Genomic DNA, 14,176 nt, shown 5'->3' with positions numbered 1-14,176 from the left:
TAAGTTTGTTCCAGTTGTTTGTTTTTTGTTGCAAAGCTTTCGCCTATGTGATTTTATTGTTTTTGTGGAGTGGACCATAATTTCTTGGGATGCCCCTGTTCGAAACCGCTCGTAAACAGAGCGGATTATAATAATGACATATGATGTCCAGGGAGATAGACAATGCATAAGAGTAATTTACTTGCGAAATCAGTGCGTTTAGCGTTGATTAGCGGTGTGGCAGTGACAACATTAAATGCACCAGCAGTATTTGCAGCTGATGAAGATGGTGCGAAGGTTGAACGAATTGAAGTAACAGGTTCTCGCATCAAACGTACAGACTTAGAAACTGCTAGCCCTATTTCTGTGTTTTCTTCGGAGGATATTGCTGCTTCTGGGGCAGTAACTTTAGAAGATTTTGTGCAGAATATTCCTGCAATCAACGGTGGTGCCGAAGGCTCCTCGGTTAACAATGGTAGCCGTGGCTATGCGACTGCATCATTGCGTGGGTTAGGTTCAGGTCGTACGTTAGTTTTAATTAACGGTCGTCGATTTGCATCTGGAGACTTAAACTCCATTCCTACTGCATATGTTGAGCGTATTGAGGTTTTACGTGATGGTGCTTCGACGGTATATGGTTCTGATGCGATTGCTGGTGTAATTAACTTTATTACCAAAAAGAACTTCGAAGGTGCCGAATTTAATGTTCAGTATGACATTACTGGTGAAGGTGATGGTGATAAAACATTATTTTCTCTAACAACTGGAACATCGTCTGAACGTGGTAACGTAGTTTTATCTCTGCAATATACAGATCGTAAGGCTATTGGGCAGGGAGACCGTGATTTTTCTTCATGTCCAATCTCTGAAAATGCTAACGGTAAATATTGTGGTGGTTCTGGCACTATTCCGCAAGGGCAGTTTTTTTACGCGGATGGAACTCCAACCTCAGATGGCTATGTAAAAGATAAAACAACAGGACAAGTTCGTTTATTTGATCCTACAAAAGATGCATATAACTTCTCTCCAGCTAGTTACATGGTAACACCACAAGAAGTATTTAGTATTAATGGTGCGGGAAGATATGAAATAACAGATACACTGTCTACTTTTATTGAAGGTGGTTTCACTAACCGTCAATCTGATCAATTAATGGCTCCTGAAGGAACTTTCTGGGGACCATTAATGCCTGCGTCTAATCCTTACAACGTCACAGGTGAAGATATTTACGTAGTACGCCGTTTATCTGAAACTGGTGGCCGAGGATTTTCTCAAGACTTTTCTGATTATAGAATGGTGTTTGGCTTTGAGGGCTCTCTTGGTAATTATGACTGGGATTTAGCATATAACTTTGCTCGTTATGTTGATACTCGCTTAGATACCGGTCGAGTTAACCCAACTCGTGTGGATACAATGCTAGATCCTGATTTATGTGCGGCTGACTCTGATTGTCCTGGAGTATGGAATATATTAGAAGAAAATACGCTTACTGACGCAATGTTAGCATACATGTTAGTACCTAACTCACCTGTCGTGCGTGGTGAAACACGTCAATTACAAGGTAACATCTCTGGTGGCGTGGGAATTGAATTACCTGGTGGTGAAATTATGTTTGCTGCGGGTTTTGAAAAACGTTGGGAAGAGTACTCGAATACACCTGATGGTGCTGCATCAATTGGTCAAATATATTCTGTTGCAGGTGAGCCAACCTCCGGTAAATATTCTGTGAATGAGCTTTATACAGAGTTAGACCTTCCTATTTTAGAAGGCGTCGCTTTTGCTGAATCATTACGTGCAACGGCAGCTGTTCGTTATTCTGATTTTGACTTCTTGGACGATAGTTCAACGAATACTAAATTTGGATTGGAATGGGTTCCTGTTGATGGTTTAATGCTACGTACTACGATAGCGTCAGGCTTCAGGGCTCCCGGTATTGGTGAATTATTTTCTCCTCAAAGTGAAACAAACTTAGCATATACTGAACCTTGTAAACAGTATGCCACAGGTTCGCAATCTGCCATCGTTAAGGCAAACTGTGCCGCGGAAGGATTACCTGGTAACTTTACGCTATCATCCGACCAGTCTAGTACAGTTGTAGGCGGGAACCCTGATCTAAAACCAGAAGAATCTGATAGTTTTACTGCTGGCTTTGTATATAGCCATGATGTTGGTATTACTATGAGCGTTGATTATTTCAATATTGAAATTACAAACGGCATTGGAACTGCTGGTACTGATAACGTCATCAATGGTTGTTGGAGTTCTGAAAACTTCTCTAGTCCATTGTGCCAATTTGTTAAGGGGCCAAGTTTAACTGGCGATGCTCCACATGCAACCTCACCATACCGCTCTGCACTTGGTACTGTTGCAGGGGTATTATTGACAAATGCTAACTTATCAACATTTGAAACTGCTGGCTATGATTTCGATTTTACTTATAAAACTGATTTAATGAGTGGTAGTTTTTCAGCAACCTTAAATGGAACATACCTTGAGAAGTATGATTACACACCATTTGATGGTGCTGATAAAGTCGAAGCTGCAGGAAAAGTTGCAGCGGATCAATGGGAAACAACTCTTGCAGTTTTCTCTAAGTTACGCACAAACTTAAATTTAACTTATACAATGGATAATTGGTCAGTGGGTTGGCAAACTCGTTACCAATCTGAAGGTGAAGATTTATACGCAAGTGCTAGTAATTTAGATAATATTGCTGATGCTGTATGGTATCACGATGTTCAAGGTACTTATTATGTCTTTGAAAATACAGCTTTGACGGTGGGTGTTCGTAATTTATTTGACCAAGAAGCACCATATATTACTAATAACCAAGACATGAATACTATCCCTGTTTCTTACGACACTGCAGGCCAGTATTGGTATGCTAAAGTGAACGTTAAGTTCTAAACTAAGATTTAATTGAAAAATACCAGCTCTTTAGAGCTGGTATTTTTATTTTTAGCCCAAAACCACCTACTTCAGTAGGTGGTTATCATCATTTGAGGCTTTGCCTGTATACCTACCCATGTTAAATGCATCTTTGATTTTTAGCGAAGTCAAAAGAGGCAAATAACATGAGTAGATACGAGCAAGCATCGCATGTGTTCTGGCGATGTCAATATCATATAGTCTGGACACCAAAGTACCGCTTTCGGATATTGAAAGGTAATGTCGGAAAAGAGGTTTATCGATGCATTCAGGTTTATTGCCATCAAATGGGATGCATAGTCATGGAGCTAAATGTTCAAGTTGACGATGTCCATTTAGTGGTGAAGGTACCTCCGAAGATATCTATATCGAATTTAATGGGGGCGTTAAAAGGTAAGGTAGCTTTGAAAATATTCAGTAAATTTCCTTACCTACGTAAGAATAAACTTTGGGGAAATCATTTTTGGCAGAGAGGATACTTCGTCGATTCGATTGGAATTAACGAGGAAATAATCCGTAGATACGTTAGGCATCAAGAGAAAGTAGAGCGGCAAGAGCAGGGTCAACTTGCTCTTGAATAAAGGCCCCCTTTTAGGGGGTTAAAACAAAGCCACCTTCTTCAGAAGGTGGATTCTTTACTTTGATACTATTAATACCTGAATAGTAAGTTTTATTATTAGTCCTACAAAGCTACTTGTATAAGTGTTACGTGAGTTTCCACTTACTCACTAAGCGACTTTTTTACTCGTTAAAATATAGGCATTCATGCTCTAATGGCTATAGTCCATTATTGGAGCGTTCCGCTTGTTCCTCTCAAGTTTCAGTGGTTGAAAAAGCTTTCCACTTCAGCGTTATCATGGATATTCCCAGACGGTAATGCTACCTTCTAAAGCATGGGCACTCTGAAACTAGCTCTAATAGTGACTCGTGTATTGGTTTCGCTTAGTTGAATGAACCACATCAGGTTTATGGTGCCATACCGTAATAATAAGGCATCTAACGCGAGTTCTTGCCCAAATGATACGACGTGAAATCAAGTCCATTAGCACACCTAAAGGCAATCAGCCTTCATGTTTTTGGTGTATGTAATATCTCTCACTCAAGTTTTTTGAGTGTTATCTGATTGAGTTATCGTTCTAAAGGATTTGGCGTTACCGCCTTCTGTTATCCATTACGAGCCTAGGCTTGCGATAGTCAACTTGTGCTCTTCGTACTGTTTGGCAGCAGGGTATGTAGACGATTAATATCGTATTGCTCGCTAAGATGACACTGATCTCAATAATCTTGACGGCATCCATAGAAGACCCGCCAGACTAAAGCTAAGACTTTTGGAGTTGACATGTGAGTTGCTCATCAATCAGGTTGTCGCTTCGATTTGGTACAGCTTTTCCTGCATTAGACTCACTTGATGAACATCAAACCGCTGACACAGCTGTCGTACAGAGTAGCGGTGCTGATGCTCTTGAATAAAGGCGTATCTAATTAAGGGATGTTTGCGAAATACGCTGCGGCTTTTTAACGGGGCACGTTCTTCAGTAACTCGTTTAAGCCCTTACTGTAATAGTCTAATTTCAGAGTGCTAAGCAGACTGCAGAAGGCGCCCTTCAGATTTTACCGATAGCGTTTAATTCAAGCAGAAAAGTTATGGGGGCCCCTGAACGCTGAGCACTGAAGAATCCCCTGATGATTTTCAGATAAATCATTAAATTAGAGTGAACTTGCACCTTGAAGTGTGATCAGATGGAAGTGCGAACAAACATCAATCACAGGGCATCAAGGTGCAAGTGTTAACTACCTTACATCAATCTCTCTATCAACATTGTCCAGAAATCCATCAAAAGCGACTGAATACACTCATGGTCGCCTGCAAAGCCCTCATCAATGCGGATTGTCTCACCCTAACCCATTTAGGGCGGCACATTGATGGCTCCAGCACTCATACAAAACACTCAATAAAACGCATGGATAGATTATTGGGCAACCTGCACCTTCACCATGAAAGACTGGCGATTTATCAGTGGCATGCAAAGTGGCTGCTGACTACTCATACTATGCCGACCATACTAGTGGATTGGTCAGATATGCGTGAAGGTCGTGAGCTGATTGCACTACGCGCCTCTATTGCTATCAAAGGCCGCTCTATCACGCTCTACGAGCGAACATTTCCGTTAATCCTGCAAGGCACTCAAACTGCGCATAATCAGTTTCTGAATGAACTCAGACAAGTGTTACCTGATAACATTACCCCGCTGATAGTCACTGACGCGGGCTTCCGTAATCCATGGTTTCGCAAAGTCGAGCAGCTCGGTTGGTATTGGCTGGGTCGTGTCAGAGGATTAAGTGTCTATCGGCCGCATCCTTCTGGTCGCCAATTTTCACTAAAAGCGCTTTATCCCAAAGCCAGTTGTCGTGCAAAACATGTTGGACGGGTGGCGTTATCGGTAAAGAAACCCTTGTTATGCGAGATGGTGTTGTTCAGAGCCCCAAGTAAAGGCAGAAAAGGTCAGCGAAGTACGACAACTGACTGTCACCATACGGCGCAATGGACGTATGAACTGACAGCCAAAGAGCCTTGGGCACTGGTGACCAACTTGACCATAGAAGCCATGTCGCCTCAAAAACTGGTTAATATTTACCAAAAACGGATGCAAATAAAAGAAACCTTTAGAGATTTAAAAAGCCCCGCTTATGGCTTTGGTTTACGTCATAGCAGCACACGTTATGCGGCGAGGATGGACATACTGCTATTGATAGCATTATTGGTGCAACTGGCATTTTGGTGGGTAGGATTATACGGAGAAACACAGCAACTACAGCGGCACTTCCAAGCCAACACGGTAAAGAAAAGGAATGTGCTATCAACAATCAGGATGGGCAAAGAACTGCTGCGGCGACGACATGACTACCCCATATCAGCAGATGATTTACTTTGTGCTGCGAAGAAACTAGCCCAACTCTCATTGACTCATGGTTGTTGGGGCTATGAATTATGAGGGGATCCTACAGCGCTGAGCAGCGACAGCAACATAATGGTAGGCAATTGTGACTTTGCTACACTGCTTAGACCTTTAATTGTTCAGGGTTTTGTTTATGGTACTTAAACACCTCTTTTTAGCTAGCCTATCTAACTAAAAAGAGGTCTAGGGAATTAGTGGTGATTTAATTAAGAGTTGGTTTTAGTTTTCCCGCCTATGGTTTTGTAGTTGGGGTCGGAAATGGAAAAATTTTGGGTTAGTGCTCCTAAGTCAGTCCGATAGCATTTTAGTTTAATCTATATAAAAAACAAATATTAGATATCTAACTAACTCTAATAAAAACGGAGCTTATCTGTGCTAAAAAATAAGTGTAGCGCTTAATTAATAGCTATTGAAGTAGGATTAGTTCGTATATTTAGGCTTAGATGTGATCAATTTGCACATTCTTAAGTCTTGAGTTTTTCTATCTAACTGTTTATATAAGAATTATCTTCGTTTTACTCGGTGTAACTATGATTAATCTTCCTGTTGTGCTCAAAAAAACGCCTTTCGTAAAAAAATTCATAACTAAGACTTCTTTACACAAGTTTTTACGTGTCTCGAATGTTGACACAGGTCAACATTTTGTGAAATGATGCCAGCGGGTCTATGCCTGTAAAGGCATAGGAAAGGGAAGAAAAAACTAAGAATCACAAGAGAAAGATACACTTACGGTAAGCATTTGCTAAAGTAGGTCTTGCTTTAAGTGATGTTGCTGTTAAGTTAACTTTTTATTCACTTCAAATTGGTTGGGAACTATGTCCAAGGTAAGCAATAGAACAAAAATCGCTACTGCACTTGTTGGCGTGCTGGCATTAGCGAGCAGCAACTTAGTAGTTGCAGATCCTCTTACCGACGTGCAAAAAGCGGATAGTATGATCCATGCTGATGCTGCTGCGTCGCAAAAGAATGTTGATAAGTATTTCGATCAAGCACAAGACATGCTCTTTGAGTATGGTTCAGTTGCTGACGAGCGTGAATCACTGAAGTCATATAACGATTACGTTGCCAGCTTAGTTGCTGATCAACAAAAAACAATGGACGCGATTCAAAATGACATTAACGGTGTAGATAAACTGCGTCAGGGCGTTGTGCCTTTAATGTTTAAAATGGTTGAGTCTTTAGAACAGTTCGTTCAATTAGATTTACCATTCAACTCTGAAGTTCGTGCTAACCGCGTTAAAGAGTTAAAAACACTGTTAAACACAGCTGAAGTGACTTTGGCTGAAAAATACCGTTTGATCCTAGATGCATACAGCATCGAGCGTGAGTACGGTAGTGCTGTTGCAGTTAACCAAGGTAAATTGACCTTAGATGGTAAAGAAGTATTAGTAGACTTCTTTAACTTAGGTCGTGTTGCTTTATACGCACAGAGCTTAGATCAAAAGACTGGCTGGATGTACAACTCTCAAACTAAGGCTTGGGATAAGTTAGATGACAGCTATTTGCGTGAACTGACAAAAGGTATCCGCATTGCCCGTAAACAAGGCGCTCTAGATCTATTCGCGTTACCAATTCCTGCTGCGGAGACTGCACAATAATGAAGAAGTTAATTACTACAGCTGTATTAGCTGCAAGTTTTTCTTTAACTGCTGGTATGGTTAGCGCTGCTGATGCGCCTAAGACCATCGATCAATTATTGCAGCAAGTTAAAGTTGATCGCGCTGCTGAAGGCAAAGTTAACAGCAAACGTGAACAAGAGTTCCAAGCTGAGCGTGGCGATAAAGCGGCACTGTTAAAGCGTGAAAAAGATGCTTTAGCGGCTGAGAAGCAACGTGGCAAAGACCTGAACCAAGCTTTCTTAGATAACGAGCGTAAAATTGCTCAGTTAGAAGAAGACCTGAAAACTGCTCAAGGTGACTTGGGTGAGATGTTCGGTGTGGTTAAAGGTGAAGCGGGCGATTTCGCTGGTAAGTTAGCGAGCTCAAACGTAAGTGCTCAATACCCAAATCGTGATAAATTCATCGCTGATTTAGGTGCACGTAAGCAATTACCAAAAATCGAAGAGTTAGAGCAATTCTGGCAAGAACAATTATTCGAAATGGCACAATCTGGTAAGGTTGTTAAATTCGAAGGTTCTGTAACGGGTATCGACGGTAGTGTTAAAAACACCACTATTCACCGTATCGGTACTTACAACTTAACTGCTGATGGCAAGTATGTTGTTTACAACCATGAGTTAGGTCTGATTCAAGAGTTATCACAACAGCCTGAAGGTTACCAAGTTAGTGCAGTAGGTAAGTGGGAACAAACCACTTCTGGTACTGCGCCATTCTACATCGACCCAGCTCGTGGCGTGCTGTTAAACATCTTCACTAACAAAGCAAGCTTTGAAGATCGTTTAGAAGCGGGTGGTACTATCGGTTACATCATTATCGCTCTGTTAGCATTAGGTCTGTTGATCTCTATCGAACGTTTAGTGACTATGACTATCATCGGCGCTCGTGTTAACAGCCAACGTAAGAACATTGATAAGCCAGGTAACAACGCATTAGGTCGTATCCTGAAAGTGTATCAAGAGAACAAAGACGTTGACGTTGAAACGTTAGAGCTAAAACTTGACGAAGCGATTCTGAAAGAAACGCCAGCGTTAGAGTCTCGCATTTCAATCATCAAAGTTCTGGCCGCTATCGCACCTATGATGGGTCTGTTAGGTACAGTAACCGGTATGATTGCAACCTTCCAAAGTATCCAATTGTTCGGTACTGGCGATCCAAAACTGATGGCTGGCGGTATTTCTATGGCGCTGATCACTACAGTTCAAGGTCTGGTTGCGGCTCTGCCTCTGATGTTAATGCACGCAGTTGTTGTTGCTCGTAGCAAGTCAATCGTGCAAGTTCTTGAAGAGCAAAGTGCTGGTATCATCGCAGCGCACGCTGAGAAGAGGGCTGACTAATGATGATCTACCTGATGGACATATGGGATTCCGTCAGGGGCTTCATGGCCTCCGGAGGCGACGTCCTCTGGTTAGTAGCGTTTGTGCTGTTCTTAATGTGGGTATTGATGCTTGAGCGTTACTGGTATCTTAATTGGATATCACCAAAGCAACATAAAGCAATCATAGCTGCATGGGATGCAAGAGAGGAAACCACCTCTTGGTATGCACACCGTATCCGTGAAGCTTGGCTGTCCCAAGCGAAGCAAGATTTGAATGCACGTATGCTGGTCATTAAAACCTTAGTAGCGATTTGTCCTATGATAGGTTTGTTAGGTACTGTTACCGGTATGATTTCAGTGTTCGATGTGATGGCAGTTCAGGGGACGAGTAATGCTCGTTTAATGGCGGCTGGTATTTCAATGGCAACAATGCCCACTATGGCGGGGATGGTTGCAGCATTATCGGGAGTATTCTTCAGTACTCGCCTTGATGCCAAAATGAAAATCAGCTTAGAAAAGCTAAAAGACAGCATGCCGCACCACTAGAGAGAGATTGAACATGGCACGTAAAAAGCATTCCAGTGTAGACGAGGAAGCGCAAATTGATATGACACCGATGCTCGACATCGTGTTCATCATGCTGATCTTCTTCATTGTAACAACGTCATTCGTGAAACCATCTGGTTTGGACTATAACAAACCAAAAGCTTCACAAGCGACTTCTAAGCCTTCGGCTAACATCTTTATCGGCGTCAGCAAAACTGGCGTGATCATGATGGAAAACCGTCAGGTTGATATCGAGCGTGTAACTGCAAACGTTGAGCGTATGCTAGCTGAAGCGCCTGAAGCAGCTGTGCTGATCCAGGCGGATAAAGATACGCAACACGGCTTAGTTGTTAAAGTTCTAGACCAGGTCAAAGCGGCTGGTATAGATAAGATTTCGGTATCTGCGGGGAACGATTAATATGCTAAGAGCACTAGTATCAATCATTATTGGTGCTGCTGTGACTTTTGGTCTGTTCGCTTTTATGGCGTTCTTGGTCGGTGGTGGGGCGCAACGCGCTGAAACATCGGCCGAGACCCCTGTAATTGAAATCACCATGGATAGACAGGATTCAAAAGCACAGAATAAGCCAAGGGTAGTGCCTAAGCCGCCACCACCACCAGAGCAACCACAGAAGCCTGATACTACGCCACCAGACACTTCATCAAATATTGATACGTCTATGTCGTTCAATATGGGTGGTGTTGAAGCTGGTGGTCACGGTACTGGTGGCTTCAAATTGGGTAACATGATGACTCGCGATGGTGATGCAACACCTATCGTTCGTATCGAGCCACAATACCCAATTGCAGCAGCACGTGATGGTAAGGAAGGTTGGGTGCAATTGCGCTTTACGATTAACGAGTTAGGTGGTGTTGATGATGTTGAAATTATCAACGCTGAACCGAAGCGTTTATTCGATAAAGAAGCAATCCGCGCACTGAAGAAGTGGAAGTACAAGCCAAAGATTGTTGATGGCAAGCCACTTAAGCAACCAGGCATGACAGTACAACTCGACTTCACTTTAGATAAAGGAGGCAAATAACAATGCGTAATGCTCATAAAATCGCAGTTGCGTTATTGCTCTCTCTTTGTGGTGGCGCATTATCTGTTTCTTCGGCTGTAGCGGCTGAGAAATGTGAAATCGATAAGCGTCAATCTAAAGCGGTAGGCGAGAGTGCTGCTAAGAAGGTTCAGAAGTCCTTTGAAGCTTATACAAATGGCCAGCTTGATGAAGCTATTGCTATTTTGTTAGAAGCCAACCCAAAGAACGATTTCGATAAAGCTTATGTTGCGCGTATGCTCGGTAACTTCTATGCCGAAAAAGGCAAGATGGATACCGCGATCAAATACCTAAAACAAGCAGTTGAGGCTGATATTTTAGGTGGTACTGATCATGCTGCAACATTGCGCCTCTATGCCGACTTATTGTTACAAGAGAAGAAGTTTAAGGAAGCGATTCCTTACTATTACAAGTGGATGGACTTCACTTGTAAGGCTGATTCTCAAATGTATCGTCGTATCGGTATTGCTTACACAGAACTGAAACAGTGGGACAAAGTGATTGAAGTGGCTGATAAAGGCCTTTCACTTGCTGAGGCTCCTGATAAAGGTCTGTATCAGATGAAACTGACGTCTTACTTCAACCAGAAGAAGTATAAAAAAGCCGTTGGTGTGTTAGAAGTCATGGTGCCTTTATTCCCGGATGATGGCAGATTATGGGTTCAGTTAGCACAGTTTTATCTGATGGTAGAAGACTATGATAAGTCGTTAGCGACTTATGATTTGGCTTACCGTAATGGTTTCTTGGATACTGGAGCTAACATCACTCGTTTAGCTCAGCTGATGGCTCAAAAAGGTGCGCCATATAAAGCAGCTAAAGTATTTGAGAAAAACATGAAGTCAGGTCTGATCACACAGGATGCTAAATCCTATGAGATTTTGGCTGGTTTCTACCAAAACGCGAAAGAGTTTAAAGAAGCTGCTGAGTTTTACGGAAAAGCGGCTGCCATCAACAATGATGGCAAGCTGTATCTGAAACAAGGCCGTTTACTGAGCTTGAATGAGAAATATGCTGAAGCGATTCCAGTGCTTGAAAAAGCCGTCTCTTTAGGTATTGACCATCCAGGTGAAGCAAACTTCGAATTGGCGTTAGCCCATTTAAGTTTGAAACAGTACAAGTCTGCTTATAACCGCGCTGTATTAGCTGCGAAGGATAAGAAGACTGAGAAGAGTGCAAACAGCTATATCTCTTATATTAAAGAGAAAGCACGTATGCATAACGTCGAACTGTAATTCACTGTATTCGCAATGCAGATCTAAAAAGCCCCGTAAGGGGCTTTTTCTTTATTGCAGCTTGATAAGCACTTGGGATTGTTGCTGATTCCGTTCAAGTTCCAGTGACAGCTTAGAGACATTGTTAAACAAAGATTCAATTCGCCTTTCTTGCGTGGGTAGGCACAAACAAGCTGCGAGCTTATAGTCAATTTTCAGTTTGTGATTTTTACCAAATTCTTGATTAAACTCTTGAATATGTTGTTCTATGCGCTTTAACACCACCTCAGTACCTTCCTCATCAATATTGAAAAGTCCTAACGCAAAATGGTTATGATCTAACCTTGCAATCAAATCTGTCGCCCGTAGCAGTGCTTCTTGTACCTGTTTAGTAAAGAATTCGAGTAAATGGGGTTGTTTGACGGTTTCATGAATGTGAGGGCACAGATACAATAACGCCAAGCTTTGCTGCTCACGTATGTGCCTGTGCCACTCTCGGTTGAATACTTCCATGAAATAGGTTTGGTTATAGACCCCTGTTTCAGGATCCCTAAAACCTGAGTTACGAAATGAGTAGATCATAGATGAATCCCGTAAGCAGACTTTGAACTAAGTATAGGAAGAGTTTGGCTATCACGGACCCAAAAGGAGAAATATAAAAGATGAAATTAAGTTTATTGGCGGGAACGATAGCGTTAGTGTTTGCTTTACAAGGCTGCTCAAAGCCGGAAACAACGGCTGCGGTACAAGAAGGCTCGACCCAAGCCGCTTCGGCGCAAACTGAAACTCAAACCGCAGAGTCTAAATACGTCGCCTTAGTCGATGCCTATTTTAAAGATTACTTAAAGTTAGAGCCGATTTACGCCACTTTTGTCGGTGTTAATGACTACAATGCGCAGTTCGGCGGAGACTTGACCGAGGAATATCTTAAGGCGCGTCATGATCTTAATACCCGCTATTTAGCACAAGTGAGGGCGATTGACCTTGAGCAATTGCCAGCCGATTTACAACTCAGTTACGCGCTGTTTGTTTATGACCGCGAAATGGCTTTAGTCGATGAAACTTACCCATCACGCTTTATGCCGATCAGCCAGTTCTACAGTACTGTGATCACTATGGTGCAACTGGGTAGTGGTGAGAGTGCGCAGCCGTTTAACACAGTGCAGGATTATCGTAACTGGGAGCAGCGCGTTAACGGCTTTATTGATTGGATCCAATTGGCCGAAAATCGTATGGACGAAGGTATTGCCAGCAAAGTGGTGTTACCTCGCGTGTTAGTCGAGCGGGTTATTCCACAGCTAGATGCCATGCTCACAACAGATGCTAGCCAAAGTATTTTCTATTCACCGATTAATCACTTCCCAGAAGGGTTTTCGGATCAAGATAAAGCAGAGCTAACAGCAAGTTATCAGGCGATGATTAATGAGCGTTTAGTGCCTGCATTAACGGGGCTGCGCGATTACTTCAAGCAGACTTATTTGCCTAAGTCCCGCGCGACGGACGGTTGGTCTGGTCTACCAAACGGTAAGGCTTGGTATCAGCATTTAGCCAATTCTCATACCACCACAACCATGCCAGTGGATGAAATTCATCAAATCGGCCTGAATGAGGTCGCACGTATTCTTTCTGAGATGGACAAAGTGCGTGAGCAAGTGGGTTTTAAAGGTGACTTAAAAGCCTTTTTTGCCTCTTTATCGTCTGAGCCACAATACTTCTATGGCGATCGCCAAGGCTTAATCGATGGTTATATGGTGTTGAAAGATAAGATTAACCAAGTATTGCCACAGTATTTTAATGTAATGCCAAAGGCCGACTATGTGGTTAAACCGGTTGAAAGCTTTAGAGAGCAATCTGCTGCGGGTGCTTCCTATGAATCACCCGCTGTGGATGGGAGCCGTCCTGGGGTGTTTTATATCAACACCTATAACCTAAAAGCTCAGCCGAAATGGGGTATGACGACCTTGTCATTACATGAGGCCGCGCCTGGCCACCATTTCCAAATCGCCATTAAGCAAGAGCTAACAGGCGTTCCTGAGTTCCAACGTTTCAGTGGCTATACCGCCTTCGAAGAGGGCTGGGCGCTGTATGCTGAATACTTAGGCATCGAAATGGGGCTCTTTAGCGACCCTTATCAGTACTTTGGTAAGCTTTCAGACGAAATGCTGCGTGCGATGCGTTTGGTGGTGGATACGGGATTACATGCCAAAGGTTGGAGCCGCGAACAAGCGATTCAATATATGAAGGATAATTCGCCCATGGCCGAGTCGGATATTATTGCCGAGGTTGAACGTTACATGGCGATTCCGGGTCAAGCACTCTCCTACAAAGTGGGCCAGCTAAAAATCCTAGCCCTACGTGAGCGTGCTGAAAAAGCCCTGGGTGATAAGTTTGACCTTAAGGCTTTCCATGATCAGATCCTGACCTCTGGCTCATTACCTATGGCGGTGATGGAGCAGAAGATCGACCGTTGGATTGCTGCGACTAAGGCTTAACACTGAGTCAATTCTGCTGCGCCGTTATCGATAACAAAATTAATGACGGCGCGGTTTAAGACTTTTTA

Annotated in this window: 11 protein-coding genes; 10 read left to right on the top strand and 1 reads right to left on the bottom strand. The window is 42.8% G+C overall.

Features of this window, described 5'->3' with window-relative positions; genetic code table 11:
- Positions 1-162 precede the first annotated feature (162 nt).
- The 9 genes from SHEWMR4_RS12970 (at position 163) to SHEWMR4_RS12930 (ending at position 11,637) form a co-directional block, all read left to right on the top strand.
- Positions 163-2,886 (top strand): TonB-dependent receptor plug domain-containing protein, encoded by a 2,724-nt coding sequence (locus tag SHEWMR4_RS12970; protein WP_011623221.1) that lies wholly within the window; start codon positions 163-165, stop codon positions 2,884-2,886.
- A 167-nt stretch (positions 2,887-3,053) separates the two neighbouring features.
- Positions 3,054-3,488: an IS200/IS605-like element ISShes8 family transposase gene (gene tnpA / locus SHEWMR4_RS12965; RefSeq protein WP_011623220.1), complete on the top strand. Its 435-nt coding sequence runs from the start codon at positions 3,054-3,056 to the stop codon at positions 3,486-3,488.
- Positions 3,489-4,685: 1,197 nt separating this feature from the next.
- On the top strand, positions 4,686-5,900 hold the full coding sequence (locus SHEWMR4_RS12960) for an IS4-like element ISShes6 family transposase (protein WP_011623219.1): 1,215 nt from the start codon (positions 4,686-4,688) through the stop codon (positions 5,898-5,900).
- Between the two features lie 779 nt (positions 5,901-6,679).
- Positions 6,680-7,462, top strand: a complete 783-nt coding sequence (locus tag SHEWMR4_RS12955) for a DUF3450 domain-containing protein (protein WP_011623218.1) — start codon at positions 6,680-6,682, stop codon at positions 7,460-7,462.
- The gene (locus SHEWMR4_RS12950) at positions 7,462-8,817 is read left to right on the top strand and encodes a MotA/TolQ/ExbB proton channel family protein (protein WP_011623217.1); all 1,356 of its coding nucleotides are present in this window, start codon (positions 7,462-7,464) and stop codon (positions 8,815-8,817) included. Before SHEWMR4_RS12955 ends, SHEWMR4_RS12950 begins: the two co-directional genes overlap by 1 nt.
- Positions 8,817-9,344, top strand: a complete 528-nt coding sequence (locus tag SHEWMR4_RS12945; protein ID WP_011623216.1) for a MotA/TolQ/ExbB proton channel family protein — start codon at positions 8,817-8,819, stop codon at positions 9,342-9,344. Before SHEWMR4_RS12950 ends, SHEWMR4_RS12945 begins: the two co-directional genes overlap by 1 nt.
- 13 nt (positions 9,345-9,357) lie before the next feature.
- The gene (locus tag SHEWMR4_RS12940; RefSeq protein WP_011623215.1) at positions 9,358-9,762 is read left to right on the top strand and encodes an ExbD/TolR family protein; all 405 of its coding nucleotides are present in this window, start codon (positions 9,358-9,360) and stop codon (positions 9,760-9,762) included.
- Between the two features lies 1 nt (position 9,763).
- The gene (locus SHEWMR4_RS12935; protein WP_011623214.1) at positions 9,764-10,387 is read left to right on the top strand and encodes an energy transducer TonB; all 624 of its coding nucleotides are present in this window, start codon (positions 9,764-9,766) and stop codon (positions 10,385-10,387) included.
- Positions 10,388-10,389: 2 nt separating this feature from the next.
- Positions 10,390-11,637 carry a tetratricopeptide repeat protein gene (locus SHEWMR4_RS12930; RefSeq protein ID WP_011623213.1) on the top strand — a complete coding sequence of 416 codons (1,248 nt, stop codon included), beginning with the start codon at positions 10,390-10,392 and terminating at the stop codon, positions 11,635-11,637.
- A gap of 51 nt (positions 11,638-11,688) precedes the next feature.
- Here the strand turns inward: SHEWMR4_RS12930 and SHEWMR4_RS12925 are convergent, their stop codons facing one another.
- Entirely contained in the window at positions 11,689-12,198 is a 510-nt protein-coding gene (locus SHEWMR4_RS12925; protein ID WP_011623212.1) for a diguanylate cyclase domain-containing protein, read from the bottom strand.
- 80 nt (positions 12,199-12,278) lie between these two features.
- Between SHEWMR4_RS12925 and SHEWMR4_RS12920 the strand changes: the two genes are divergently transcribed.
- A complete protein-coding gene (locus tag SHEWMR4_RS12920; protein ID WP_011623211.1) occupies positions 12,279-14,108 on the top strand; it encodes a DUF885 domain-containing protein in 1,830 nt (609 codons plus the stop codon).
- Positions 14,109-14,176 lie beyond the last annotated feature (68 nt).

The sequence above is a fragment of the Shewanella sp. MR-4 genome, assembly GCF_000014685.1.
Classification (GTDB): Bacteria; Pseudomonadota; Gammaproteobacteria; order Enterobacterales; family Shewanellaceae; genus Shewanella.
The sequence above is the reverse complement of the archived record's forward strand: the minus strand, read 5'-3'. Positions and strand labels throughout refer to the sequence as shown.